At 57.3% G+C, this 26,179-nt stretch carries 28 protein-coding genes; 13 read left to right on the top strand and 15 right to left on the bottom strand.

Features of this window, described 5'->3' with window-relative positions; translation table 11 throughout:
• Positions 1-20: 20 nt before the first annotated feature.
• Genes sdhA through sdhC form a run of 3 tightly spaced genes read right to left on the bottom strand, consistent with a single transcriptional unit; the run spans position 21 to position 2,619 of the window.
• Complete coding sequence (gene sdhA, locus H4N61_RS16600; protein ID WP_169196535.1) at positions 21-1,832, bottom strand: succinate dehydrogenase flavoprotein subunit; 1,812 nt, start codon at positions 1,830-1,832, stop codon at positions 21-23.
• Between the two features lie 4 nt (positions 1,833-1,836).
• Positions 1,837-2,229: a succinate dehydrogenase, hydrophobic membrane anchor protein gene (gene sdhD, locus H4N61_RS16605; RefSeq protein ID WP_182394518.1), complete on the bottom strand. Its 393-nt coding sequence runs from the start codon at positions 2,227-2,229 to the stop codon at positions 1,837-1,839.
• Between the two features lie 3 nt (positions 2,230-2,232).
• A complete protein-coding gene (gene sdhC, locus H4N61_RS16610; RefSeq protein WP_169196537.1) occupies positions 2,233-2,619 on the bottom strand; it encodes a succinate dehydrogenase, cytochrome b556 subunit in 387 nt (128 codons plus the stop codon).
• 384 nt (positions 2,620-3,003) lie between these two features.
• On the opposite strand from sdhC, the gene H4N61_RS16615 reads away from it, so the two are divergent.
• Positions 3,004-5,031 (top strand): methyl-accepting chemotaxis protein, encoded by a 2,028-nt coding sequence (locus H4N61_RS16615; RefSeq protein WP_182394519.1) that lies wholly within the window; start codon positions 3,004-3,006, stop codon positions 5,029-5,031.
• A 114-nt stretch (positions 5,032-5,145) separates the two neighbouring features.
• On the opposite strand, the gene H4N61_RS16620 is transcribed toward H4N61_RS16615, so the two are convergent.
• Complete coding sequence (locus H4N61_RS16620) at positions 5,146-5,352, bottom strand: DUF1737 domain-containing protein (protein WP_169196538.1); 207 nt, start codon at positions 5,350-5,352, stop codon at positions 5,146-5,148.
• Between the two features lie 68 nt (positions 5,353-5,420).
• Here H4N61_RS16620 and H4N61_RS16625 point away from each other — a divergent pair, with 68 nt between their 5' ends.
• The 3 genes from H4N61_RS16625 (at position 5,421) to H4N61_RS16635 (ending at position 7,000) form a co-directional block, all read left to right on the top strand.
• Positions 5,421-6,059 (top strand): carbonic anhydrase, encoded by a 639-nt coding sequence (locus tag H4N61_RS16625; RefSeq protein WP_169196539.1) that lies wholly within the window; start codon positions 5,421-5,423, stop codon positions 6,057-6,059.
• A 327-nt stretch (positions 6,060-6,386) separates the two neighbouring features.
• Positions 6,387-6,632: a hypothetical protein gene (locus H4N61_RS16630; protein ID WP_169196540.1), complete on the top strand. Its 246-nt coding sequence runs from the start codon at positions 6,387-6,389 to the stop codon at positions 6,630-6,632.
• Between the two features lie 71 nt (positions 6,633-6,703).
• Entirely contained in the window at positions 6,704-7,000 is a 297-nt protein-coding gene (locus H4N61_RS16635; RefSeq protein ID WP_169196541.1) for a hypothetical protein, read from the top strand.
• Here H4N61_RS16635 and H4N61_RS16640 read toward each other — a convergent pair.
• The 3 genes from H4N61_RS16640 to H4N61_RS16650 all read right to left on the bottom strand — a co-directional run bounded on the left by H4N61_RS16640 (position 6,997) and on the right by H4N61_RS16650 (position 9,872).
• The gene (locus H4N61_RS16640; RefSeq protein WP_169196542.1) at positions 6,997-7,860 is read right to left on the bottom strand and encodes an EamA family transporter; all 864 of its coding nucleotides are present in this window, start codon (positions 7,858-7,860) and stop codon (positions 6,997-6,999) included. The genes H4N61_RS16635 and H4N61_RS16640 overlap by 4 nt on opposite strands.
• On the bottom strand, positions 7,860-8,735 hold the full coding sequence (locus H4N61_RS16645; protein WP_169196543.1) for an EamA family transporter: 876 nt from the start codon (positions 8,733-8,735) through the stop codon (positions 7,860-7,862). The genes H4N61_RS16640 and H4N61_RS16645 overlap by 1 nt, the downstream gene beginning before the upstream one ends.
• A 102-nt stretch (positions 8,736-8,837) precedes the next feature.
• Positions 8,838-9,872, bottom strand: coding sequence for an aspartate-semialdehyde dehydrogenase (locus H4N61_RS16650; protein WP_169196544.1), 1,035 nt, complete (start codon positions 9,870-9,872; stop codon positions 8,838-8,840).
• 320 nt (positions 9,873-10,192) lie between these two features.
• Between H4N61_RS16650 and H4N61_RS16655 the strand changes: the two genes are divergently transcribed.
• On the top strand, positions 10,193-11,383 hold the full coding sequence (locus H4N61_RS16655) for an NAD(P)/FAD-dependent oxidoreductase (RefSeq protein ID WP_169196545.1): 1,191 nt from the start codon (positions 10,193-10,195) through the stop codon (positions 11,381-11,383).
• A 56-nt stretch (positions 11,384-11,439) separates the two neighbouring features.
• Here H4N61_RS16655 and H4N61_RS16660 read toward each other — a convergent pair whose 3' ends face one another.
• Positions 11,440-12,000, bottom strand: coding sequence for an acyloxyacyl hydrolase (locus H4N61_RS16660; protein WP_169196546.1), 561 nt, complete (start codon positions 11,998-12,000; stop codon positions 11,440-11,442).
• A 180-nt stretch (positions 12,001-12,180) separates the two neighbouring features.
• Here H4N61_RS16660 and H4N61_RS16665 point away from each other — a divergent pair, with 180 nt between their 5' ends.
• Positions 12,181-13,191 (top strand): LLM class flavin-dependent oxidoreductase, encoded by a 1,011-nt coding sequence (locus tag H4N61_RS16665; RefSeq protein WP_182394520.1) that lies wholly within the window; start codon positions 12,181-12,183, stop codon positions 13,189-13,191.
• On the opposite strand, the gene H4N61_RS16670 is transcribed toward H4N61_RS16665, so the two are convergent.
• Positions 13,188-13,469 (bottom strand): hypothetical protein, encoded by a 282-nt coding sequence (locus tag H4N61_RS16670; RefSeq protein WP_182394521.1) that lies wholly within the window; start codon positions 13,467-13,469, stop codon positions 13,188-13,190. The two genes, H4N61_RS16665 and H4N61_RS16670, sit on opposite strands and share 4 nt — an antisense overlap.
• A gap of 131 nt (positions 13,470-13,600) precedes the next feature.
• Here H4N61_RS16670 and H4N61_RS16675 point away from each other — a divergent pair, with 131 nt between their 5' ends.
• From H4N61_RS16675 to H4N61_RS16685, 3 genes are all read left to right on the top strand, one after another.
• On the top strand, positions 13,601-14,617 hold the full coding sequence (locus H4N61_RS16675; protein WP_182394522.1) for an NAD-dependent epimerase/dehydratase family protein: 1,017 nt from the start codon (positions 13,601-13,603) through the stop codon (positions 14,615-14,617).
• Between the two features lie 276 nt (positions 14,618-14,893).
• Positions 14,894-15,514 carry a hypothetical protein gene (locus H4N61_RS16680; protein WP_182394523.1) on the top strand — a complete coding sequence of 207 codons (621 nt, stop codon included), beginning with the start codon at positions 14,894-14,896 and terminating at the stop codon, positions 15,512-15,514.
• Between the two features lie 106 nt (positions 15,515-15,620).
• Positions 15,621-16,979 (top strand): anti-phage deoxyguanosine triphosphatase, encoded by a 1,359-nt coding sequence (locus tag H4N61_RS16685; RefSeq protein ID WP_182394524.1) that lies wholly within the window; start codon positions 15,621-15,623, stop codon positions 16,977-16,979.
• Here the strand turns inward: H4N61_RS16685 and H4N61_RS16690 are convergent.
• Positions 16,976-17,740 carry a FadR/GntR family transcriptional regulator gene (locus H4N61_RS16690; RefSeq protein ID WP_169196552.1) on the bottom strand — a complete coding sequence of 255 codons (765 nt, stop codon included), beginning with the start codon at positions 17,738-17,740 and terminating at the stop codon, positions 16,976-16,978. The genes H4N61_RS16685 and H4N61_RS16690 overlap by 4 nt on opposite strands.
• 137 nt (positions 17,741-17,877) lie before the next feature.
• On the opposite strand from H4N61_RS16690, the gene H4N61_RS16695 reads away from it, so the two are divergent.
• On the top strand, positions 17,878-19,266 hold the full coding sequence (locus tag H4N61_RS16695) for a M20/M25/M40 family metallo-hydrolase (protein WP_169196553.1): 1,389 nt from the start codon (positions 17,878-17,880) through the stop codon (positions 19,264-19,266).
• Positions 19,267-19,307: 41 nt separating this feature from the next.
• Here the strand turns inward: H4N61_RS16695 and trmD are convergent, their stop codons facing one another.
• The 3 genes from trmD to H4N61_RS16710 form a co-directional block, all read right to left on the bottom strand.
• Positions 19,308-19,988, bottom strand: a complete 681-nt coding sequence (trmD, locus tag H4N61_RS16700; protein ID WP_182394525.1) for a tRNA (guanosine(37)-N1)-methyltransferase TrmD — start codon at positions 19,986-19,988, stop codon at positions 19,308-19,310.
• Positions 19,985-20,521 carry a ribosome maturation factor RimM gene (gene rimM / locus H4N61_RS16705; RefSeq protein WP_182394526.1) on the bottom strand — a complete coding sequence of 179 codons (537 nt, stop codon included), beginning with the start codon at positions 20,519-20,521 and terminating at the stop codon, positions 19,985-19,987. Before rimM ends, trmD begins: the two co-directional genes overlap by 4 nt.
• A 67-nt stretch (positions 20,522-20,588) precedes the next feature.
• On the bottom strand, positions 20,589-21,191 hold the full coding sequence (locus H4N61_RS16710) for a DUF4893 domain-containing protein (protein WP_182394527.1): 603 nt from the start codon (positions 21,189-21,191) through the stop codon (positions 20,589-20,591).
• A gap of 77 nt (positions 21,192-21,268) precedes the next feature.
• Between H4N61_RS16710 and H4N61_RS16715 the strand changes: the two genes are divergently transcribed.
• Positions 21,269-21,574, top strand: a complete 306-nt coding sequence (locus tag H4N61_RS16715) for a hypothetical protein (protein WP_169196557.1) — start codon at positions 21,269-21,271, stop codon at positions 21,572-21,574.
• 2 nt (positions 21,575-21,576) lie between these two features.
• On the opposite strand, the gene H4N61_RS16720 is transcribed toward H4N61_RS16715, so the two are convergent.
• Together H4N61_RS16720 and leuC are read right to left on the bottom strand one after the other, a co-directional pair.
• A complete protein-coding gene (locus tag H4N61_RS16720) occupies positions 21,577-22,005 on the bottom strand; it encodes a metallopeptidase family protein (RefSeq protein WP_169196558.1) in 429 nt (142 codons plus the stop codon).
• Between the two features lies 1 nt (position 22,006).
• On the bottom strand, positions 22,007-23,413 hold the full coding sequence (leuC, locus tag H4N61_RS16725) for a 3-isopropylmalate dehydratase large subunit (protein WP_169196559.1): 1,407 nt from the start codon (positions 23,411-23,413) through the stop codon (positions 22,007-22,009).
• A gap of 203 nt (positions 23,414-23,616) precedes the next feature.
• Between leuC and H4N61_RS16730 the strand changes: the two genes are divergently transcribed.
• Together H4N61_RS16730 and H4N61_RS16735 are read left to right on the top strand one after the other, a co-directional pair.
• On the top strand, positions 23,617-24,921 hold the full coding sequence (locus H4N61_RS16730) for a hypothetical protein (protein WP_182394528.1): 1,305 nt from the start codon (positions 23,617-23,619) through the stop codon (positions 24,919-24,921).
• A 57-nt stretch (positions 24,922-24,978) separates the two neighbouring features.
• On the top strand, positions 24,979-26,178 hold the full coding sequence (locus H4N61_RS16735; RefSeq protein ID WP_169196561.1) for an ATP-grasp domain-containing protein: 1,200 nt from the start codon (positions 24,979-24,981) through the stop codon (positions 26,176-26,178).
• Position 26,179: the final 1 nt, after the last annotated feature.

Consider the following 26,179-nt stretch of genomic DNA (forward strand, 5'->3'; position numbering starts at 1 on the left):
ACCATTGCTTCCACCAAACCTTAGTAAACGCGTGCTTTTGGCGCAATTTTCTTGAGATCGATGCCGCCCTGATCCTGCGGGGTCAGCGGGTCAAGAATGACCGGGCGATAGCTCAGTTCGACCGCGCCAGTGTCTACATTAACCCGGCTCAGCGTGTGCTTGCGCCAATTGCCGTCGTCGCGATTCGGGAAATCCTCGTGCGCATGCGCGCCGCGGCTTTCCTGACGCGCTTCCGCCGAGACAACTGTGGCAATAGCGCAGGTCATCAGGTTTTCCAGCTCCAGCGTTTCCACCAGATCCGAATTCCAGATCAGCGAGCGGTCAGTAACCTTCACGTCTGGCAGACGCTTGTAGATTTCGCTCATCTTGACGACGCCCTGCTTGAGCGAGTCATCGGTGCGGAACACAGCGGCATCGGACTGCATCGTGCGCTGCATTTCATCGCGCAGCTTGGCGGTCGGCTGGCTGCCGTTGGCATTGCGCAGACGATCAAAGCGCGACAGGATTTTAGCGTCTTCAGCCGCATTGATGCCCGGCACCGGTGCTTCACGGTCAATAACCTGACCGGCACGGATTGCGGCCGCACGGCCAAAGACCACAAGGTCGGTCAGTGAGTTCGAGCCAAGACGGTTGGCGCCATGCACCGATGCACAGGCCGCTTCGCCAACGGCCATCAGGCCCGGCACGATGCGGTTTGGTTCGTCTTCGGTCGGGTTGAGCACTTCGCCGTGGTAGTTCGCCGGAATGCCACCCATATTGTAGTGAACGGTCGGTAGAACCGGGATCGGTTCACGGGTGAGATCGACACCAGCGAAGATCTTGGCGCTTTCGGTAATGCCCGGCAGGCGCTCATGCAGCACCTTTGGATCAAGGTGATCAAGGTGCAGATAGATATGGTCCTTGTTTGGACCGACGCCGCGACCTTCGCGAATTTCAAGCGTCATGCAGCGCGAAACCACGTCGCGCGAGGCAAGGTCCTTAGCGTTGGGCGCATAGCGCTCCATAAAACGCTCGCCCTCGGAATTGGTCAGATACCCGCCTTCGCCACGCGCGCCTTCTGTGATCAGAACGCCAGCGCCGTAAATGCCAGTCGGGTGGAACTGCACAAACTCCATGTCCTGCAGTGGCAGGCCAGCACGGGCGACCATGCCATTGCCGTCACCCGTGCAGGTGTGAGCGGAGGTGGCCGAGAAGTAGGAGCGACCGTAACCGCCGGTGGCCAGAACCACCATCTTGGCGCGGAAGCGATGCAGCGTGCCATCGTCGAGCTTCCAGGCAATAACGCCCTGACACTCGCCGTTTTCGCCCATGATCAGGTCGAGCGCGAAATATTCGATAAAGAACTGCGCTTCGTTCTTGATCGATTGGCCATAGAGGGTGTGGAGGATCGCGTGGCCGGTACGGTCAGCGGCAGCGCAAGTGCGCTGGACCGGAGGACCATCACCAAACTCGGTCATGTGACCGCCGAACGGGCGCTGGTAAATCTTGCCGTCCTGCGTACGGCTAAATGGCACGCCATAGTGCTCGAGCTCATAAATCGCCGCAGGCGCTTCACGCGCGAGATATTCCATGGCGTCATTATCGCCGAGCCAGTCCGAACCCTTGACGGTATCGTACATGTGCCACTGCCAGCTATCCGGGCCCATGTTCTGGAGCGAAGCGGCAATACCACCCTGCGCCGCCACAGTGTGCGAGCGGGTTGGGAAAACCTTGGTGATGCAGGCGGTGTTAAAACCCTGCTCGGCCATGCCGAGGGTCGCGCGCAAACCCGCACCACCCGCGCCAACAACCACCACGTCAAATTCGTGGTCGATCAATTCGTAGTTGGCCATGAGTTCAACCCCAGAAGACAAGCTTGAGCACGGCAATGATGCCGAGCGCGCCAAGCAGCAGACAGAAAAGCGTATTGAGAAGCATGGCCAGATCGTAGGTCTTGCCGTGCATATAGTCCTCAAGCGTATCGCGCATGCCATTGCGCATGTGGATCGCGGCCACCGCGATCAACACAGCCAATGGCAGGCCGATGTACCAAGCACCAATCAGCTCAACCACGTCGGAGCGATCTTCGCCCGCCAGTTGAACCATGATGAACAGGGTCAGTGCGAGAAGGACAATATTGACCGCGCCGCTTACGCGCTGGGTAATGAAGTGGCGTGTCGAAGCGCGCGCATTACCATAATGCGATTTCGGATTGGCGATCTGCTCATAAGAGATTTTTTTGTCGCTCATGGCTTAGCCCACCCACACAAAAACAGTCCAGATCACGAGCGTGATCACAACCGATGCAATAATCGTTGCCCAAGCCATTTTCTCGCGCTGGCCCGGCTCCATCATTGCAGCGCTGTCCCAGACGAAGTGGCGAATGCCACCGCACATGTGATGAACAAGGCTCCAGGAAAACAGGAACATCACGATCTGGCCAAACCAGCTGCCATAGACGCCGTTGACCACATCCAGCGCATCAGCGCTGAAGGCAGCCGCCAGCAGCCAAATGACGAAAAGCGAAACACCAAAGTAGTTCGCAATGCCTGTGGCGCGGTGAAAGATGGACATCGTCATGGTGACGGTCCAACGGTAAATCTGCAAATGCGGCGAAGTGGGGCGGGCTCTGACCGTCATGGGGACTCTGTTCCGGGACCGGCTGGCGCGACGAGGTGTCGCGGACAGTTTGGAATTGGTCTAGGTTTTAGACTCACGGCGTCCGGAAATCAAAGCCCTCTGACAGCCGGAAGCTCATACTTTCTGCGCAAGCCGCACTTTGTTCGCAGAGCGCACAAGACGTTCGCACCCCGCCTCGGACTTAATACTGCGGATATTTTACTAGATTGGCAGCGATTTAGGCGATCGGCGTAATAAAGTTTTGACATAAAACTATCGGTAAACATCTGTCACCAAGCAGAATTCAGAACTACACTACAATCAACGCGCCGCAGCGCAAAGTATTGTAATCAATAAGTAATATCTGAGCGGGAAGCTTTCAAGCATCAACAGGAGGTTGGTGCTATGCGTATGTTCCGAAGTGTTCGGTCCAGAATTTACGGCGCGTTTGGCGCCTTAACAGTACTAATCATCGCTACTGGCGCAGCGGCAATTATGCTGATGTCAAATGCCGAACATTTATTTCATGAATACCGTGCGACAGCCCGAGAATCCCTGACCGTCGACGAGCATGCTGCAGACGTTTCACTGCTGCGAATTGATTTCTTGAACTATTTGCTCAACCCAACGCCCGAATGGGCTGATGAGGTTCGCAAAGTCGCCACACGCATTGCAACGGCAAATGAGGAGACTGACCAGCTCTTCGAGCATGACCCACATGCGCTTGAGGTCACCAACCAGGTGCGCGTTCTCGCGGCGCAGTATCTGAACAATTTCGAAACGGTCGCCCGTGCCCAAGCCACCGGAGCAGACCCACGCAATCACGCGCTCACCTCCACGCTGACCGCTCTGGGCCCACGGATCTACGAGCTCTATCAGGGCCTGTCGTCGGAAACCCACACTCGGCAGAACGAACTTGGCCCGCGCATCTCTGAACAAGAAGCGCTGCAGCTGACCATCATCATGATTATTTCAGCTGTAGGTCTGGTCATTGGTCTAGCGCTGGCTATCATCACCGGCCGCTGGCTGAACGGTACATTCGCCAAGCTCACGGGCACCATGGGCAAGCTGACGGACGGCAATTACGATATTGCCATTGAAGGCACCCAAACCCAGAACGAATTGGGCGAAATGGCGCGTGCACTCGAAACCTTCCGCGTCAACGGCATCAATGTGCAGTTGGCCGAGGAAGAAAAACAGGTGCGCGCCGCTGAGATTGCAGCCCGTGCTGACATGATGGCGAACTTCCAGAGCGCCTTTGACGGCGTCATCGAAAAAGCCATCGCGGGTGATTTCAGCGCCCGCCTCGCCACCCGCTTTGGTGACCCTGAAATCGATCGGATCGCCGGCAATCTTGATGGCATGCTCGATAGTATCGAAGAAGCGCTCGACGAGGCAGATCGCGTACTCAGCTCGATGGCGCGAGCCGATCTCCGGGACCGCATGAGCGGGGACTATCGCGGTGCCTTCTCGCGCCTCAAGCAGAGTACAAACTCGGTTGCCGACAAGATCGAGTCCATAACCTTGCAGCTGCGCGATACCTCCCGCTCGCTCAAGCGCGCCACTCGCGAAATTCTTGAAGGTGCAAACGATCTGTCTGAGCGCACGACCCGCCAAGCCGCGACCATTGAGGAGACCTCCGCCGCAATGGATCAGCTGGCCAATACCGTGACGCTGAATGCAACACGAGCCCGCGAAGCCAGTGACAGCGCCGAACGCATGAGTTCAATTGCAGAAGCCAGCAATGAAGTTATGGGCCAGGCCACCAATGCAATGGAGCGCATTTCCACCTCAGCTGCCAAAATCTCCAACATCATTGGCCTGATTGACGACATCGCCTTCCAGACCAACCTTCTGGCGCTCAACGCCTCAGTGGAAGCGGCGCGCGCTGGCGAGTCCGGCAAGGGCTTTGCGGTTGTGGCCGTGGAAGTGCGGCGTCTGGCACAAAGTGCGGCGCAAGCATCGTCCGATGTTAAGGCCTTGATCGAACAGTCTGGCGATGAAGTGCGGAACGGCACCAAGCTCGTCAGTGATGTGGCCGGTCGTTTGACGGAAATTGTCGAAGGGGTCAGCTCTTCAGCGGCTCTGATGGGCAATATTGCGAGCGACAGCCAAGCTCAGGCTTTTGGAATTGGTGAAGTGAATATCGCTGTGCGTCAGATGGATGAAATGACCCAACACAACGCGGCGCTCGTTGAAGAAATGAACGCTTCCATCGAGCAGACCGAGGGTCAAGCCAGCCGCGTGGATTCGATCGTTGAAACCTTCACGCTGCGCGATTCTGCTGCGATGGACTCGGCCAACGAAACCTCTTCCTCTGGTGCGATCGAAAAAGTATCCGGCGCACGTGGGCTTATTAAGAGCGTGCAGAAAGCGGCTAAAACCTACTTCGGCGGGCAAGCTGCGACCGCCGAAGCGTGGAACGAGTTCTAGTCTTCGCAAAGAAACCAGTGAGGGCGCTAAAACAGCGTCCTCGCCAATCGGCTCCTCCCGAGTGTTTCTCCCGTTTCAGTACCAGCTCGCTGGTAATGGGCGGGAGAAATGCTTTTAGTAATCGGTGAGTTTACGGCTTGGGTCGTAGACCTGTTCATCAACAATACGCGTGACAGCTTGGCCACACCGCATTTTTTTCGTCACCTGATCATAAGCGTAAGTTGGACTACCATGTAATTGCCACCCCTCGGTCAAGGCCTTTGTGACCTTGTGACAGAAAGAAGAGTCGTCCTCGCCCGTCAGAAAACGATAGATCTGCATAATTGCCCCCCCATATACGGCTAAAGCCGGTGTTGATCTTGAAGGCTCTTACAGCTAATCGAGTGGTTATGCATAGCTTTCCTCAGCATCTTCTCGATGGCCACGCGAACTTCATGTCCGGGCGTTATACCCGGGAAAAGGAACGCATTCGCGGTCTAGCCGACCTTGGCCAAAACCCAACCACAATGATTATTGCCTGCTGCGACAGTCGCGCGGCGCCAGAAATGATTTTCGACTCTGGCCCGGGTGAAATGTTCGTGCTGCGCAACGTCGGCAATCTTGTGCCCACGTACCAACCAGACGGTGGGCAGCACGGCACCTCAGCCGGCATCGAATATGCCGTTAAGGCGCTCGGCGTCGCCAATATCGTCATCATGGGCCATGGGCGCTGCGGCGGCATGCAGGCGGCGCTCAACCCAGCGACGACCCCTCTGGATAGCGGCGACTTTATCGGCAAGTGGCTCGGCATGCTCGGCGATCTGCCAAGCCAGCTGGCTGGCGCGGATCTGTTGACCCAGTCTGAACGCCAGACGGCAATGGAGCGCATTTCGATACGCAACTCCATTCAGAACCTGCGCAGTTTCCCTTATGTGAGCCAGCTGGAAGCCGAAGGCAAACTGGCCGTACATGGCGCATGGTTTGATATTTCGACCGGGGAATTGTGGGTTATGAACCAGAACGGCGACTTCATCCGCCCCTTCCCATAATAAAACGCCCCCAACCCATCTTTATAAAAAGCAGGCAGGTCTTCCCGCCTGCTTTTTGCCTTTTATGGGCATTTGATCTGCCACGATCGTGATCAATTGATCGACAGAGACACTTCACTCTAGTTCAGATCTGTCACTTCAGACGATTATTTTCATTTAACGGCGGGGGATTATCCCGGCCTCAAAATGGTCCCGACATGGGTCCAGCCTCGCCCCATGAGGGCGCACAACTGGCCATATTACCCCGTCAGATTGTTTCTCGCGGGGCCATTCAGCGCCGGTGCCCCAAAAAGGCATTGCATGAAAGCTATCAGCATGGAGAAACCCATGAAGAAGACATTGCTTACATCTGTTATCGCCCTTGGCCTGACTAGCGCTGCTTTTGCGCAGGTTGCAACGCCCACGGACTTCGCTTCTGTTGACACCGACGCGGACAGCGCAATTTCTATCGCTGAAGCACAAGTGGCTTGGCCAGACCTAACGCCTGAGGCATTCGCTGCGGCTGACACCGATGGCAATGGCGCACTCTCTGCCGAAGAATATGACGCCTTGCTGGCAGCAAGCGCACAATAATCGACCTGCCGTCGGCCGCCCTAACTGATTAGGGCGGCCGCAGCCATTCCTATTCAGATGGAGGACCCTCCATGCGCATTATCCTTAAGGCTCTTGCAGCGTTGACCCTTTCATCGAGCCTAAGCTTTGCCCAATCCCCACTGACCTTTCAGGCCGTCGATACCGATGGCAATGGGCGACTAAGCTTTGAAGAATTGCGCGTAGTCTGGCCCGATCTGAGCCAAGACGAATATGCGCGAGCGGACGCGGATGGATGGGGCGGGCTCACGCCAGAACAACTCAATGGCCTGCAACCCACGGCTTTACCGTCGCCAGCCATGATGCTTGACCCAGCGCCATCCGAGCCCATTGAGCCCGTTTTGGACTAAGCCACAGGGCGCCTTTTGGCCAAGGTCACCGCGAGGCCTGCAATGACAAACATCGCGCCCAAAATTTCAACACCCGTGATTGTTTCACCCAAGACCAGATAGGCCGAGACCAAGCCGGTGACAGGAACGAGCAGGGTGAATGGTGCCACCACTGAAGCGGGGTGACGCATCAGCAGCCACGCCCAGATAACGCCGCCCAGCATGGATGATGGATAGGCCAAAAATGCAATCAGGCCTGCGTCGCTCAAACTAAAGCTCGATATCGCCGTGGCGATCGCGGCTCCCCCTTCGGTGAGGAGCGACAAAGCCAGAAGGGGCAAGGGCGCAGCAAGCGAACCCCAAACGGTGAGCGATAGTGGATTGACCCGCCCAGCCATGCGCGTCAGCACATTGGCAACTCCCCAAGCCAAAGCCGCAAGAACAGTAAAGCTGAGCGGCAAAAGTTCAGTGCCGCTCAAACGCTCAGTGGCAATGACGGCAATGCCAAAAAACGCCACACCCGCCCCCATGATCTGAAACCGATTGGGTCGCTCTCCTAAAATCAGGAAGGCGATGATCATGGTAAAAAAGGCCTGCACCTGCAGCACCAGCGAAGACAGGCCCGCAGGCATGCCCCAGGCCATGGACAGGTTGAGGAAGGCATAGAGTGCAAAGCCAAATGCCAAGCCATAGGCAATGACCAACCACGCCGGGGCTTTAGGGGGCTTGATGAAAAAGACCGCCGGAATGGCGACGGCGAGAAAACGCAGCGCCGCCGCGAACAGTGGCGGCATCGCCTCAACGCTCAGTTTGATGACGACGAAGTTAAAGCCCCAGATCGCGACAACCACAAGAGCGAGCAAAACATGACGGATAGGCATTAGTTGGATCGCACGCGGTTAAGAAAACGAGGCCCAAACACATTGAGCAGAAGGCCCAAAAAGATCAGCAGACTGCCCCCAATCTCAAACCAGCTCATCTGCTCACCTAAAATGAAATAGGCCGCAACAAAGCCAACTATGGGCACCAGCAGGGTAAATGGCGCGACCATGCTGGCGGGATATTTACCCAGCAAAAACGCCCAACAGCCATAACCCAAAAGCGTCGAGCCATAGGCGATAAACAGCACCGAGCCGATAGCTTGCGGCGAAACGGCGAGAAGACCAGTTATGGCGCTCGGACCATCAAAGATCAGCGCCAAGACGACCATCGGCAAGGGCGGGATCAGCGCGCCCCAAACAACGAAGGCCAACATATCGATTTTGCCCGCCTGTTTGGTGACGATGTTGGAAACAGCCCACCAGAAGGCCGCGACAATGGTCAGCAGCAGCGGCCCCCAAATGGCGCCGCCCACATGTTCGGCCCCGATGACGCTCAAACCGATAAGCGCAAGTCCCGCGCCGGCCCACTGCACCCACGCCGGGCGATCGCGCAGAACCAGCACCGCCAGCGCTAGGGTGAAAAACACCTGCATTTGCATGACGAGACTGGCGAGCCCGGCGGGCATGCCTTCGCGCATGGCCAAGAATAGGAAACTGAACTGCAGCACCCCAACGCTAAAGCCATAAGCGGTGAGCAGGCCAAGGCTGACTTGGGGCCTTCGGATAAAAAAGACTGCCGGGAGCGCACACCCGATATAGCGCAGCGCAGTCAGCATATAGGGCGAGATTTCTTCGACGCCCCATTTGATGGCGATAAAATTGATGCCCCAAACCAGCACCACAATGAGCGCCAGAACCAGATCGCGCGGCTGCATTACACTGGTCCTTCACAGCAAAAAGGCGAGCATCACTGCCCGCCTTCTAGTCTTGTTCCGCGATTTTGCGAAGCGCCAATAGTGAGCGCTTGCATCACGAGATTACGCGCGGGGCTTGAGACCCTTGGCGATCAGCGTTTCCGCGATCTGAATGGTATTGAGCGCTGCGCCCTTACGCAGATTGTCTGAAACAACCCACATAGCCAAACCATTTTCGACGGTGACGTCTTCACGGATACGGCTGACATAGGTGTCGTAATCACCAACGGTTTCAACCGGGGTCGCGTAGCCGCCTGGTTCGCGCTTATCGAGCACGGTGATGCCATCAGCTTCACGCAGGATTTCGCGGGCTTCGTCAGCGGTAATCGGGTTTTCAAACTCGATATTGACCGATTCCGAGTGACCAACAAAAACCGGAACGCGCACGGCGGTGCAGGTGACCTTGATCTTGGGATCGAGGATCTTCTTGGTCTCTGCCAGAACCTTCCACTCTTCCTTGGTGTAGCCGTCTTCCATGAACACATCGATGTGCGGGATGACGTTGAAGGCGATCTGCTTGGGGAACTTGGCTGGGGTTGGGCTATCGTTGACGAAAATGCCCTTGGTCTGGTTCCACAGCTCGTCGACGCCTTCCTTGCCAGCGCCGGAAACGGACTGGTAGGTCGAGACAACAACGCGCTTGATCTTGGCGGCATCGTGGAGCGGCTTGAGGGCCACAACCAGCTGGGCGGTCGAGCAATTTGGGTTGGCGATGATGTTTTGACGCTTGTCGTCAGCCAGCCAACGCTCAAGGATCGCGCCGTTCACTTCAGGAACCACCAGCGGCACTTCGGCGTGGTAACGCCAATAGCTCGAGTTATCGATGACGATGGCGCCTGCCGCTGCGATCTTTGGACCCCAATCCTTGGAGATAGAGCCGCCAGCCGACATGATCGCAAAATCGACGGTCGAGAAATCGAAGTGCTGCAGATCGCGCACCTTCAAAATCTTGTCGCCATAGGACAATTCTTTGCCAATCGACTTTGACGATGCGAGAGCGAAAACTTCATCCGCCGGGAACTTGCGTTCGGCCAGAATGTTCAAAACTTCGCGGCCCACATTGCCCGTGGACCCGACGACTGCGACGCGATAACCCATTTTGGAACTCCGGTCCCTTACCATTCACCGCCCCCGCGCATCGTTTGATGCGGCCAGTGGTTTTCTGAGCCTCTCCCCGACGGGAGACGACCCGGGGAAAAGCTCTAAGCGGTTTTGGTGGTTTTAGTCATGGCAGTATCGCACTCGGCTTTTGGCCAAGTTTTTATTGCGATAGTGGCGATGGAGCCGAAGCTGCGCATGACGAACTCTAACTTCCTATTGAAGTGCAGGACTTGTCATACTCCACTGTAGGACAGAGTCAATGCGCTTGCTGAAACTCTCGGCCCCAGATACGCCTCGGATAGACGAAAGGACCACACATGGCCGACTACGATGTATTGATTATTGGCGCGGGCGCTGCAGGCATGATGGCTGGCATTGAAGCCGGCAAGCGTGGGCGCAAGGTGCTGGTGGTCGACCATGCCCGCGACCCCGGCGAGAAGATCCGCATTTCCGGTGGCGGACGTTGCAATTTCACCAATGTGAACGCCACTCACGTTCTGGGCCGCGAGCGCTTCCTGAGCCAAAATCCGCGCTTCGCGCTGTCGGCGCTGTCGCGTTACACTCCTGAAATGTTTATCGCGCGCGTGAAAAAGCAGGGCATCGCCTATCACGAAAAGACCCTCGGCCAGTTGTTCTGCGATGGCCCCGCCACGCAGATCATCACCATGCTGACCAATGATCTGCGCGCCGCTGGCGCAACGATCTGGACTGGCCGTTCCGTTGGTACCATTGAGAAAACCGACGAAGGCTTTGACGTTATGGTTGGCGATGGCCGCGTGACCGCGACAAGCCTAATCATTGCAACGGGTGGCAAATCCATTCCGAAAATGGGCGCGACCGGCTTTGCCTATGAGATTGCGCGCCAGTTCGGCCTTAAGGTCACCAACACCCGCCCGGCCCTCGTGCCGCTCACTTTTGAGCCCGGCGCGCTGGAAATGCTGAAGCCTTTGGCTGGCGTTTCGACCAATGCCATTGTCTCGCACGGCAAGACCAAGTTTGAAGAAGCGCTGCTGATCACCCACCGCGGCCTTTCCGGCCCAGCAATTCTGCAGATCTCGTCCTATTGGCGCGAAGGTGATGCGATCTCGGTTGATCTTCTGGCGGGCGAAGACGCACTTGAATTCCTCAAGTCAGCCCGCAAGGCTACGCCGAAACTGCATATCCAGACCGCGCTGGGTGACCGCCTGCCAAAGCGCTTGGCGCAGCTGATCGGTGAAGTCATCAACCAGCCCGGCATGATCGGCGATTTCTCGGACAAGAAACTCGCGACCGCTGCCGAAGTGATCAACAAGTGGACCCTAAAACCAGTTGGCTCAGAAGGTTATCGCACAGCGGAAGTCACTTTGGGTGGCATCGACACCACTGACCTCGACGCGAAAACGCTGATGGCGCGCGATGTGCCCGGCTTGTTCTTTGTCGGCGAGGCGGTAGACGTCACCGGCTGGTTGGGCGGCTATAACTTCCAGTGGGCTTGGGCCTCTGGCTATTCCGCGGGCCAAGCGGCCTAAATGATAAAGCCCGGGGCGACCCGGGCTTTTTTTATATCTGCTGTGTCGCGCTGGGCTTAGAATTTATAGCCGAAGCGAACACCCATATTGGTCAGACCGCGATTGCCATCGCAAAGGTTCGCATTGGACGCGTGTTCGACCGTCGCCATGATCGACGCGTTCGTGTTGAGCATCACGCCCAAGCTGGCCGACTCGCGGAACACAAATGAACAGCCAAGGTCGCGCGCAGGGGCAACAGCCTGTCCATTGGTTGAGCCATTGTGGACCGCACCACCAAAACTGAGCTCGGCGAAGATGGGTGTGTCAAATAGCGGCACAGTCCAGCTGACGCCAGCATAGGCCATAGATTCGAGCCCGGCGTAATTGATGGTGGCGCCAAGATGAGGGCGCAGCTCACCAAGAGTGACCCACTCTGTCAGACCGGGGGTGTCGAACAAAAGCTCGACATTGAGGTCCTGCATGCGGGAGACGTTGAAGACGCCGAACAGCGCGCCTGGCTCGTCAGCACTGTGAGCAAACACGCCGCCGCGCACTTCAGACAGTCCAAAATCCTGCGCCAACACTGGTGTTGAAACCACGCCAGCCACAACGGCAGCGGCGGCAAGAATACGCTTCATGGAATCCATCCTCATACAGAGATGGGAATTACTGCGTGAATGAAGGCTTAGCCGCAAGCTCATTTCAGCCACACTGGACAAGGAAGCGACTCCCCTGACTCTATTTTTCACCTGAAGGGTTGATTTTTCCCAGCTTCATCGTGATCTAACGATGAAACGAAATTGTACTAAGGTTGAGCCATGTCTGCGCCCTTCGCTCTGTCGCTTCAGGATCTGGCCCCCATCGCTCAGGGCTCAACCACGCCACAAGCGATGGCTGAAACCATCAAACTAGCGCAGGCGGCCGATGGGCTAGGATACACACGCCTCTGGTATGCCGAGCACCACGGCATGCCGTCCATTGCATCCTCTGTTCCCGAAATTCTGATCGGCAGCGCTGCTGCGGCGACCAAGAATATTCGCGTTGGCTCCGGAGGCGTCATGCTTCTCAACCACGCGCCGCTCCGTATCGCCGAAGCTTATCGCACCCTTGAAGCTCTGCATCCGGGCCGCATTGACCTTGGTATTGGCCGCGCGCCAGGGGGCGACGGATATGCCATGCGCGCGCTACGCAGTGGTGGCGGTGAAGAGTTTTCAAATTATCTCGCCGAGCTGATGGCGTTTGACGACGACAGTTTTCCAGCTGACCACCCCTTCTCACGTGTTCCGGTCTCCCCAGGCGGCATCAAACTGCCACCGAAGTGGCTGCTCGGCTCATCGGGCGCATCGGCGCAAGCGGCGGGACAGGTCGGCTTTGGTTATGCATTTGCTGCGCACTTCAGCCACACCCCGGCTGCGCCCGCTTTTGCCGCCTATCGCAATGCCTTTGTGCCTAGCGAAGAGTTTCCAGAGCCCAAAACCCTGCTGTGTCTATCGGTCATCTGCGCGCCGACCGACGAAGAAGCAAAATACCTCTCCACCTCGCAGGCGGTAAATTGGGCGCGTTTCCTCACGGGGGAACAGCGTCAACTGACCTCTCCAGAAGAGGCCTCGGCCTACAAGCTGACCGCGCAACAACACTCGATCATTGAGCATCAATCCGCTCTTTGGATGGTCGGCAGCCCCGAGCGCATGGCAGAAGAAATTTCCGCCAAAGCGAAGGCGGCGGGCGCTGATGAAGTGATGGTGACCACAACCATCCACTCCTATGATCTGCGCCGCCGCTCCTACAAACTGCTGGCCGAAGCGCTGGGCATTCAGGCCCGCGCTTAGTGCACGGTATTTCGGGGCACTAGAGCGTAATCGCCAGACGGCTCGACCCTCAATGCCAATTGCTGGCGGTCGAGTTCGGCAAGCCACGCCTTCCACGAGCACGGTGTGGTTTGCCCATCGAGCGCTTCCTCATCGCCGTAGCGCACGAATTTAAGGCGGAGCTGAGCCTTTTCAGCCCCGTCTCGATCGCGTGTCAAAGCGATCGCCGGACACCCGTGCTGCTCAAGCACCCAGGCTCGGATGTCGTGGTGCGCAGTTAAGAAATGACTGTTGAACATATTTTCGCTCCTCCCGGTGTTCTGCGTGTCGAACGAGTGGTCTGTGCAAGAGTTCCTAGAAGCGCAATCACACTGGCTTGAGCCGGACGCAGCCCTTAAGATGCCGCTATAGCAATGGCAGGGGCGCAGGCATGACCGACACAGTTCTTGTCACGGGCGTTTCTGGCTTTCTCGGCGGGCATGTCGCCAAGGCCCTGCTCGACGCGGGCTTTACCGTGCGCGGCAGTGTGCGCGATCTGAAAAAGGCCGATGCCGTTCGAACCACTCTGGCCAAAGCCAAGTGTGATGTCTCCCGACTAAGCTTTGTGTGTTTGGATCTGACCAACGACGATGGCTGGGACGCAGCGATGGACGGCGTGCGCTATCTGCAGCACACAGCGTCGCCCTTCGTGCTTAATATGCCCAAAGACAAGAGCGAGCTTGTTGGCCCGGCGGTTGCTGGTACCGAGCGTGCAATTACGGCAGCGCTCAAGGCGGGTGTCGAACGCATCGTGCTCACCTCTTCTATGGCCGCGATGGCCTATGGCCACGACAAATCCCGCACCAAGCCCTTTGGACCAGAAGATTGGACCAATCTCGATGGCCGACCGCAAAACGCCTATATCGAGAGCAAGACCCGCGCCGAGCGCCGCGCTTGGGAGCTGGTGAAGGCTGCAGGCCAGATGGAACGGCTCGCCGTGATCAATCCCAGCGTTATTCTCGGCCCTCTTCTTGACGATGATGTCGGCACCTCGGGCCTGCTGATCAAACGCCTGATGGATGGCTCCGTGCCGGCCGCTCCGCGTATTCCCATTACCTGCATCGATGCGCGCGATGTGGCCGAGGCCCATGTCAAAGCGATGACCACGCCAAGCGCTGGCGGGCAGCGTTTTCCTATGGGGGACGGCACGCTGCTCTTTCTTGACACGGCAAAGATTCTCAAGGCCGCCTACCCCAGCTATCGCATTCCGCGCTTTGAAATCCCGGACTGGCTGGTACGGTTCTATGCGCGTTTCGATCAGCAAGTGCGGGATAATGTTGGGGAGTTGGGGTACCCTAAGCCGCTCGATTCAAAGGCCGCGATTGCTCTGCTTGGCCATGATTTCATTCCCGCCAAGCAAGCTGTGCTGGCCACAGCGAAAAGCCTTGTTGAACGGAAACTCGTGTAAGCATCCGCAGAGCGCGGGATAGCGTCCACGCCAGTTATTCGATCGGAGCCCCTCAGTTACATCCGATCATTCTTGGAGGATGCGACCGAACCGTCGTTGGGACGCTCAGGCTGGCCGTTGTCGAAAGCGCGTTAGCGAAGTCTTAGAAAATTCCGCGCCACGGTGACAGGTATTGATTGTGGATAGAGCGCTTTACAACGCCCGCATAAAAAGAACTAAGTTACACTGATATACCACAATATTGGCAAAGGGATAATGGTGGACAGTCGTATTTGCTTGGCCGCGATCGTGGCCTCAACACTGGCATTTTCCAGTCCCTCCATCGCAGCAGAATTTGCCAGCGAAACGGCGTATCTGAACCAGCGGGCACAGGCGACAGAAACCATGTCAGGCGCTCAGGCGCTTGGTCTTATGCGCGCGGTAGAATTGGTTGTCAGCGATCAGGTCAACGGTTCGTGCTGGACCAATCAGAGTGAGGTTTTTCACGCGCTGCGTTCGGAATTGGTCATGGCAGGGGTCACTGTCTACACCGAACCCCTCGCCAGCTATGATGCGCTGAGCCCCATTTTGCGGCTCTCGACCATCGGTTATCAGGCTGCGGGCGGCGCGTGCATCGGTCATATGACCTTGGAAACCATCATCCGCTCGAACAGCGAATTGGGCAGCCTCACCCACACTCAAAAAGTCTTCAATATTGCTGCCGAGGCGCGACTTTGGAGCGTCTCGACAATCTTCTCGGGCAAAAATCTCAACGCCACTATTGTCGAAACGGCTCGCCGCTGGGCCGATCGCCTTGCCAATGACATTCGCATTGCCCGCAATGACCCGTCTGTGCAGCGCTTCAACGCAGTTTGGCCCAAGGCCGCACCGCGCACCCGCGCAGAAACCGGGAAGTAAGCGCCAAAGCCATTGGCAGTTTGGCCGGTTTATGCTCGAAGGAACGGGCCATTCAGTCGCCTAAAATGCTGCCGAATGGACGTGTTCGGCAGTGGGGTTTTGAGCGATGTCAGAGGCAGGTGCGGTGTGGTTTGAGCGTCGGGAAGCAACGGACGCCCAAACGGACGATATTCGCCTGCCAGAAGAGATCGACTACGCCCGCGTCGTGCATTCCGCTTCCTTCCGGCGATTGCAGGGCAAGACCCAGGTCCTCGGGCTCGGTGATGGCGATTTTTATCGCACCCGCCTGACCCACAGCCTGGAAGTGGCGCAGATCGCGGGCGGCATTACACGGCAACTGGCGCACACCTATGCGAACGGCCCGCGCAGCCAACACCTGCCAAGCCTGATTGCCATTCAAGCCATTAGCGCCTTGCATGATCTGGGGCACCCGCCTTTTGGCCACGGCGGCGAAGTCGCACTCAACTATTGCATGCGCGATCACGGCGGCTTTGAGGGCAATGGCCAGACCCTGCGCATCATCGGGCGCCTAGAAGAGTTTTCTCATGGCGCAGGTTCAAACCTCACGCGGCGCACCGTGTTGGGTATTTTAAAATACCCCGTCGCCTATTCGACCGCCGCCAATCCCGAATTAAAGCCCGCGCTTAACCAAGGCCTATCCACGCTACAACTGATCGATCGTCAGCGCTCGAAGCCCCCCAAGGCCTATCTCGATAGCGAGGTCGATATAGTCGGTTGGTTGATCGATCCGCTCTCTCCAGCGGAACGCGATGCCTTCACCAGTGCCCGCGCCAAGCCTGGCAAACATGCCGAAGCCCTGCACAAATCCTTCGATTGTTCGATCATGGACGTGGCCGACGATATTTCCTTTGGCGTCCATGATTTCGAAGACGCACTCAAACTGCGCCTCATCAGCGAAGAGGCTTTTTTGGCGAGTGTCACCGAAGACAAATGTGCCAGCATTTTGGAAGCACTGACCGCTCGCTACCCGGAAGAGTTCGGCACCAATCCATACGCGACCTTCGTGGCGGGCCTCTTTGGTCGCTCAACTTTGAGTCTCAAACGCTGGATCGGACGTATCATCCACCATCTCATGGCGCGGATCGAAATCGTCGAACACGCTGAGTTTGACGACCCTATCGTCAAATACCGCGCGGAATTGCCTGCTCCAGACCGCGCCTTTGTCCGTGCTTTGAAGGATGTTGTCTATCACAACGTCATCCGCTCTCCCTCAGTGCAGCAGATGGAGTTTAAGGGACAGCAGATGGTGGTGTCGGTGTTTGAAGCGGTCTCATCCGAGCCGCAGGCCTTTTTGCCGCCAGACGTGCTGAAGCGCTGGCAGGACGCGGACGAAAACCCACGGATCATTTGCGACTATATCGCCAGCATGACCGACGGCACGCTGATGAAAACCTATGAACGCCTTTTCACCCCAAGAATGGGCTCAGTGTTCGATCTGGTTTAGGCCTCTTCCATCCGTCCAGCAGCGCGTTCAAAACCCTGAGCGATCGCCTCGCGCATAGCGGCGCGGGCGAGAACCGGATCACGATCCCGAATGGCTTCAGCGATACGGCGATGGACCCCCACCGTAATCGCGAGCGCATCGGGCTCGTTGACCGGCGAGGAAATGGTAAAGGCCGCTGTCAGCGCCATTTCAACCAGTGCCGAGATCGACGCCATAAAGGGATTGCCCGAGGCGGCGGCAACGGCTTTGTGGAATTCGAGATCGCAGCGGGCAAACTCGACCGGCTCGGTGGCGGCAGCCATTTTATCGACCCAAGCGATTAGCTCAGCGGCCGCTTCCGGATCGGCGTGTTCCGCCGCCAAGGCTGCGGCCTCAATTTCGATACCGATTCGCACTTCAGCGAGACTTCTGAGGAAGCCCACCTCTGGCCCCAGTTCAAAGAACCAGGCCAGGACATCGCCATCAAAAAGGTTCCAACGGTTGCGCGGCAGGACGCGGGTGCCGATACGGGCACGTGCTTCGATCATACCCTTGGCGGCAAGAGTTTTGAGCGCCTCACGCAGAACAGTACGGGACACAGAGAAGCGTTCGAGCAATTCCGCGTCGGAAGGCAGGATCGTTCCTTCGGCATATTCGCCCGACACGATGCCCAAGCCGAGGCTCCAGAGCACATCCGAGTGCAGATTTCGCGCCAGATTTCGCCCGGATAGCGTTGCAATCAGATCCCCTGAATGCCGCGTCTTCCCGCCTGACCGATCCATGCACATGCTCCTCAAATCTTCGCGCGCACCATAGGCGCAGTAAGATAACAAGAATAGACCCACAGAGGCTGGACATGATGAAGCGCCCCGCGCCATGGTGTCCAAACGCGTTGCCCATACACCAAGGACCTCAGTTCATGACCAGCAAAGAAACGATCGACAAAGTTCTCAGTGAAGTCGATCACGGGCTCCAAAACAGCTTGGACCGGCTCTTTGACCTTCTGCGGATCAAGTCGATCTCGACCGATCCGGCATATGCCGCAGAATGCCAAAAAGCTGCCGACTGGATCACCAATGAGCTGACCGACCTCGGCTTTGATGCCGCCGCCCGCCCAACGCCGGGCCATCCGGTGGTTGTTGCCCACGGCCCAGAACAGCCTGGTACGCACGTGCTGTTCTACGCGCACTATGACGTTCAGCCCGTCGACCCGATCTCGCTCTGGGACACCGATCCGTTCAATCCGCAGATCAAGGAAAAAGACGGCCGCAAGATCATCGTCGCCCGTGGTGCGTCCGACGATAAGGGCCAGATGCTGACCTTTATCGAGGCCTGCCGCGCTTGGAAGGCGGCAACGGGCGCGCTGCCTGTTCGCGTCTCGCTAATGCTGGAAGGCGAAGAAGAAAGCGGCGGCAAGAACCTGCCTCCGTTCATGAAAGCCAATGCCGAAGAGCTGAAGGCCGACATCGCGCTCGTCTGTGACACCGATATGTGGGACCGCACGACCCCGTCGATCACCACCATGTTGCGTGGTCTGGTGGGCGAAGAAATCATCGTCACCGCCGCCGACAAGGACCTGCACTCGGGCATGTTCGGCAATGCTGCCGCCAACCCCAATCAGGTGGTTGCCAATATTGTCGCGGGCCTTCGCGCCGCCGATGGCTCCTGCACCCTGCCCGGCTTTTACGACGATGTTGCCGAGCTTTCCGATGAACTTAAGGCGCAATGGGCAGGCCTCGGCTTTGACGAAAAGGCCTTCCTCGGCGCCGTCGACCTGCACACCCCTGCGGGCGAAAAGAACCGCTCCGTTCTTGAACAGCTCTGGGCCCGCCCAACCTGCGAAATCAACGGCATGATCGGTGGCTATACCGGCGATGGCTTTAAGACCGTCATCCCAGCCAAGGCTAGCGCCAAGATTTCCTTCCGCCTCGTCTCCGGCATGGACCCGAAGAAAATCCGCGCCGCTTTCCGCGCCTATGTTCAGTCGATGCTGCCACCAGATTGCTCGGTCGAATTTATCGAGCACGGCGGTTCGCCAGCTATGACCGTTCCGGCTGATGGTGCACTGCTCCGTCAGGCACTCGCCGGCCTTACCGACGAATGGAACAAGCAGGCTGTCATTACTGGTTCGGGCGGTTCAATCCCGGTCGTGGGCGAATTTAAGAAGATCCTCGGCCTCGACACCCTCCTCATTGGCTTTGCCCATATCGACGATCAGATTCACTCGCCTAACGAGAAGTACGATCTCGAAAGCTACCATCGCGGCATCCGCTCATGGGTGCGCGTGCTTGGTGCACTGGCGCAGTAAGAAAAGAAAAGGTCCCGATTTCGGGGCCTTTTTTATTGCGCTTATTTTAGGAGATCCGGGCGCCGCGCCTTGGTCAGCTCGAGCGATTGCTCGGCCCGCCACTTGGCAATTTTCTTATGATCCCCCGAGGTCAAAACCGCCGGGATTTCTCGATCCTCAAACACCTGTGGACGGGTGTAGTGGGGATATTCGAGCATGCCGTTCTCAAAGCTTTCCTCGTCGCGACTATCCAGCGCTCCGAGCACACCGGGGATCAAGCGCACCACAGCTTCGAGCAGCACCATGGCCGCCACTTCACCACCGGCGAGGACATAATCTCCGATGGAAATTTCTTCGAGCTGACGCGCATCGATAACGCGCTGATCCACGCCCTCAAAACGTCCGCAGACAATCACCACGCCCGGCCCCACCGCAAGCTCATGCGCGCGTTGCTGGGTGAGCGGCCTGCCGCGTGGGGACATCAGAATACGCGGACGCGGATCGCTTGCCGGCGCTACGGCATCAATTGCTGTCGCTAAAATATCGGGTTTGAGCACCATGCCGGCGCCACCGCCAGACGGCGTATCGTCAACAGTGCGATGGCGGTCCGTGGCAAAATCTCGCAAATTCGTAGCGTTCAGCTGCCAATGGCCATCGGCCATGCCACGCCCCAGAACTGAAGCGCCCAAGGTGCCGGGGAACAGATCGGGGAATAGGGTGATAATATCTGCCGAAAAACTCACGCTGGCTCTTCCTCGCCCGGATCAGCGTCCAATGGCGGCGAAATCACCAAATAGCCGCCCTTGATATCGATCTGGGGCACCACCGCCTTGGTGAAGGGATAAAGGAATGTGTCGCCAGAGCGCGGGTCGCGCACTTCAATCAAATCCCCAGCGCCGAAATTGGGCAGAGCCGAGACTTCACCGATCGACACGCCGTTTTCCAAGCGCGCATCGAGGCCAATGAGATCGGTATGATAGAAATCATCCTCGTCATCGGTCTCTGGCAAGCGCTCGCGATCAACGAACAGCGAAACGCCATTGAGCAGTTCGGCCGCATTACGATCAGCCACGCCCTTCAAGCGCGCCACCAGTACGGTCTTGCTGAGACGCGCCTTTTCAATGGTGATCACGAGCCCCGGACGATCTGTATCGAGCGGACCGTAGCTGCCAATTGCCTCTGGGTCTTCCGTGTGCGAAATAATCCGCACTTCGCCTTTAATGCCGTGGGCAGCACCAATCTTACCCAAGAGGATGCGGTTGGAGTTCTGAGCCATCTCGCGCCTTTGTATTCTATCCGTTGCCGCTCATATCAGGCTTCACGCACTGGGCAAAAGAGCTGGTTCAGTCTTTCGGGACCAATTCGATCACATCAAAGGTAGATTCGTAGAGTGGCAGCGGTAATTCCATCCGATACCGCGGCGAAGTGGCCGAAATCTGGAACACACAGCCCACCTGATTGCGCTCAGCATCGTCGCCGAAGAAGATCGGCTCAGGCTCGTTCTGATAGTTAAGCGCACCTTTGTAGAATACGGAGCCGCTGTCATTGCTGTGCAGTGTCCCGAGAAAACGCTGAGAGCCGGTAAACTTTTCAATCGCGGTGCTCATCTCCGAAACAACACACTCGAAATAGGGGTAGATGCTGACGGGCGTGATCCCACCCAATTTGATGACGCGGCATTGGTAGGCACCCATAGGAATTTCATTGAAGGGCAATGTTTTAGCCCACACTACATCCGTGAGAATTTTGCTCTCAGCCTTGGTGGCGCCAGCCATGGCTTCTTTTAATCCGCGCGTTCGGGCGGTCTCGAAACTGTCAATCCGCTGTACATCTGCGGCCCGTAGCTCAACATCTGCAGGAACAGTGCAGCTGTCAGCGCTCGCTGACCCAATCAGGGCCAGAAATGAGAGACACGCCCCCGATAGCTCTAAACCCAAACGTGGCATCGACTGGACTCCTCAACAGGCGGCGGAACTTTGCATGGTAAAAATGTATTCTCAACTCATCCAGTAAGGAGAGCATGATGAGCAAAATTCTCACCGACCGTGAAGACATCCGCGAGTGGACAATTGCGCGGGCCGGAAATCCGGTGCTGATGGAAGTGCCTGATGGCCTGGACAGCCGCACCATTTTACAGCTCGCCTTTGGCCAAGAGGCCATGAACGCCAATGGTGACCAGGGGCCTGACCGCGTTGGCGGCTTTCAACTGGTGAGTTGGGAAGAGTGGTTCACCGCACTCGACGAGAACAATCTCGCACTGCGCGTGTCGGATGATCCGTCGGGCGGCAATGAAGCTGAATTTGAGTTCGTCAACAAAGACGAGATTTGAGCTTAGAGCTCTTCGGCGTCGGCCTGCGCTTCAAGCGCTTCCATGTCCTCATCGGAGAAGCCGAAGTGATGGCCCAGTTCATGGATCAACACATGGGTAACGATCTCACCCAAGGTGTTGTCATCATGCTCGGCCCAATAATCGAGAATGGCGCGACGATAGAGAAAAACGGAATTGGGTGCTTGCCCAGTTTGCGGCACTGCCCCGTCTTCGGTGAGACCAATGCCTTGGAATAGGCCCATCAATTCAAACGGGCTGTCCATGCCAAAGCCTTCAAGCACGTCGTCTTCGGCAAATTCGGCCACCTGACAGGTGACATCCGCCGCAAGGCTCTTGAAGGGTTCGGGAAGAGTGGCGAGCGCTTGGCTCGCCAATGCTTCAATGTCATCCAATGTCGGGGCGAACCGCCCCGACCAATCGGCGGCACTCAAATTAGTGCAGGTCGCGAATGTCGACGAAATGGCCAGCGATTGCAGCAGCTGCTGCCATGGCTGGGGACACCAAGTGGGTGCGGCCCTTAAAGCCCTGACGGCCTTCGAAGTTACGGTTCGAGGTCGAAGCGCAACGCTCTTCTGGCTTGAGCTTATCTGGGTTCATCGCCAGACACATGGAGCAGCCTGGCTCGCGCCATTCAAAGCCAGCATCCTTGAAGATCACATCAAGACCTTCAGCTTCAGCCTGTTCCTTGACCAGACCGGAGCCTGGGACGATCATCGCGGACACGGTCGAAGCAACCTTTTTGCCCTTCACAACCGACGCGACTGCACGCAGATCTTCGATACGGCCGTTGGTGCAAGAACCAACGAAAACGCGGTCGATCTTGATGTCGGTGATCGGCGTACCGGGCTTGAGACCCATGTAGTCAAGCGCGCGCCACTTCGATGCACGCTTGGTTTCGTCAGCGATATCATCTGGGTTGGGAACAACGCCCTGAACCGAGATAACGTCTTCTGGCGAGGAACCCCAGGACACAATTGGCGGCAGCTTGGCTGCGTCGAGAACGACGACCTTGTCGTAATGTGCACCTTCGTCGGTGTAGAGGGTCTTCCAATAATCGACGGCCATGTCGAAGGCTTCGCCCTTCGGCGCGCGTGGACGATCCTTTACGTAAGCAAAGGTGGTTTCGTCTGGAGCGATCAGGCCAGCGCGTGCGCCGCCTTCAATGGTCATGTTGCAGACCGTCATACGGCCTTCCATGGACAGCGAGCGAATGGCTTCGCCAGCAAACTCGATCACGTGGCCATTGCCGCCGGCCGTGCCGATTTCACCGATGATAGCGAGAATGATGTCCTTGGCCGTGACGCCTGCTGGCAACTGACCGTCAACACGCACCAGCATGTTCTTGGCCTTCTGCTGAATCAGCGTCTGGGTCGCCAGAACGTGTTCCACTTCGGAGGTACCGATACCGTGGGCCAAAGCGCCAAAAGCGCCGTGGGTGGAGGTATGGGAATCGCCGCACACAATGGTCATGCCCGGCAGCGTAAAGCCCTGTTCCGGCCCAACGATATGGACAACACCCTGACGCTTGTCGAAGGGGTCGTAATATTCAATGCCGAAGTCGCGGGTGTTCTCAGCCAGAGTCTCGATCTGGATCGCACTATCTGGATCCGGATTGGGCAGCGAACGATCGGTGGTCGGGACGTTGTGGTCAACGACAGCAAGCGTACGCTCTGGATGACGGACCTTGCGACCGTTCATACGCAGACCTTCAAACGCCTGTGGGCTGGTCACTTCGTGAACGAGGTGGCGGTCGATGTAGAGCAGGCTCGTACCATCTTCGTTATTCTGAACGAGGTGGTCGTCCCAGATCTTATCGTAGAGCGTGCGGGCCTTGGTCATGTCCGTATCCGAGCGGAGAAATGATAGATTGGATTGGTTCTAAGCCTAAGCACGGACCTGCGTCAACTAGAACCGTACCGATGAGTACGGCTGATTTTGGAGAGAGTGCCACCTGAAACAAACTGGCGCGTGATTTAACCGAAATGACACGCATGCGGAGGCAGTGTCGCTCTCCACGCTGGGGGGAAATAGGCAGTGGCCCGATGACGCGTATCTTAATGGCAATTGCTGGCGTTATGGGGGCCCGACTTGCCGGAGCAGGCTTCGGCTTCTTAAGCCAGCTCATGCTCGCACGCATGTTTCTGCCGCATGATGTGGGCATGGCGTTTCTCGCAATGTCGGTGACCGCCTTCGTCAGTCTTATGGCGACAGGCGGGTATCACACGATCGCCCTGACCTATCTCGCCCGATTTAGAGCTTTTGGCCGTCTAAATCTTGAGCGTGCGTTTTTAAGCGCGGCAAGACGGGATATCTTCGTTCTTATCGCGCTTTTTCTGGTGGTGACGCCGTTCGCCTTCGTCCTCCCACTTGAAGACGGCTTTGCAAAAGCGGCGCTCTTCGGAGTGCTCGCGGCAATTCCCCTTGCCGTCATCCGCATGAACAATAGCGTCGCGAACGCGCATAAGCGTTTCAGCCTCTCCTACGTGCCCGACTTCGTCATTCGCCCCGGACTTTTGCTGCTTTTCCTCGCTGCGCTCGCTCTATTAAGGCTGAACGCGCCAATTGATTATGTGCTGATCGCGATGGTGGTCATTGCGCTGACCGTGGCCATTGGACAGGCACTGCTGCTGGGCAAAGACCACGCCTTTGCCCGGGTGGAGAGCGCACACTTGCGCGGTCTTCGCCCCTATTACCGTAGCCGAGCGGCGGCCATGTTGATGGTCACAATCGTATCGGGTGCTACAGCAGACCTCGTTATCCTAATCGGCGGCCTCTTCTTGCCACCCAGCCAAGTTGCCGTGCTGGGCGTTGCAGTGCGGCTCGCGGCTCTTGTCGGCTTCTTCAGCGCCGCATCTCAGCAATTTGTGCTCCGAGATTTGGTGGCCACAATGTCGAGTGCCAACCGTTCGGAATCAGATGCCTTGCTGCTGCGCACCAATATCGTCAGCATTGGAAATATGATCGCGGCAACAGTCGTCGCCATCATAATAGGACCATTCGTCCTCGCACTATTTGGTCCTGCCTATGGTGCGGGCTACTGGCCGCTTGTTATCTTCCTCATCAGCCAATCGATCCGCGTGATGGGCGGGATGAACGGGCATCTGCTCGCCTTGGGTGGGCACCAAATCCGCAGCGCAGCACTATGCGCACTGGCTGTGATAGTCCTGCTGCTCCTCTCAGCGCTACTTACCCCTCTATGGGGCCTTACTGGCATCGCGACTGCACTCTTAGTGGCTGAACTTGTGTGGGCAGTGGGGCTTGGATGGCTCACCCAGAAACTTCAGGGGAGGCGCGGTGACATCTTCGAAACTATTCGCACTCACAAATTATTTACGGCCGGACGGTAAGTAGAGAGGGTTTACTTGGGGCAGATTAATCGGCCCCTGATTGGCAGTCTGCTTGTTATGACCATCGACGCTCGAAAGACTCTACTGCCAACGAAACTACCCGGCGTCATTCTTCTCGGTGGATCTTACGGCAGCCTCGCGGCGGCACGCAGTTTTGGTCGACATGGCATCCCTGTTGCCTTCTTCTCAACCCAACACACGGCCGCGCAATATTCGCGATACATTCAGCACCATGTGGCCTGGCAGGGCCCTGACCAATCCAATGCGCTAGAGTTTTTCCTCGAGCAAAGCCTGAAGCTGGGGTTTGCGAACTGGCTGCTCTTGCCAAGTAGCGATCACGAAGTGCAATTCGTGACTCAGAACTATGACGCCCTTGCCGCCCATTTTGCCCTTGTCACCATGCCTTGGGCCGCCCTTGAGCCACTGAATGACAAGGCGCAACTTTGCAGCTTGGCCGAGCGGCTCGGTATTGATTTCCCGAAAGTCTACTGGGATGGAGACGCCCACACGACCAGCGCTGAGGACATTCGCTATCCAGTCGTTCTCAAACCCTCTTCAACCGAGAAGATCAATCCGCTGACGAAAGCCAAAGCTTGGCGTGCCGATAGCATCGCTGAGTTCGAGCCTAAGTTCACTGCCGCAACGCAATATATGGGCGAACACGGGTTTGTTGTGCAGGAGCTGATCCCGGGCGACGGCAGCGCCCAATTTTCATACGCGGGCCTGTGGGATCACGGAATTGAACTCTGCAGCCTGACCGCTCGGCGCTCGCGTCAGTTTCCGGCAGAGTTTGGCACAAGCCCCTTTGTAGAAACTGTAGAGCTGCCAGAGGTTGGAGCCCAAGCGCGGCGGCTCCTCGAGGCAGTCCACTATCACGGGCTTGTCGAGGTTGAGTTCAAACTCGATCAGCGTGACAATAGCCTAAAGCTCCTCGACGTGAACACCCGCATCTGGGCCTGGATCGGCCTTGGTGAGGCCGCAGGGTTTGATTTTCCGACACTTGCGGCTCTATTGGCTAAGAGCGAAATGCCAGAGACGCACACGGCAAAATATGGCCCAAGCTGGCGCCATCCGGTGCCCAACACGCTTTCGCTTCTGCAGTCTCTGGTGCGCTCAGGGCGGCTGGGTTACGCGGGACGCCGATCCATCTTCGCGCGCTCCGTATCGTCAATTTTCGCGGCTGACGATCTCAAGCCGGCGCTCGCAGAAGTCCCCGTGCATCTTCTGCGCAAGATTAAAAGGCTGCTCCCGCGGTAGG

It is taken from the genome of Devosia sp. MC521, from assembly GCF_014127105.1.
In the GTDB taxonomy this organism is placed as follows: domain Bacteria; phylum Pseudomonadota; class Alphaproteobacteria; order Rhizobiales; family Devosiaceae; genus Devosia.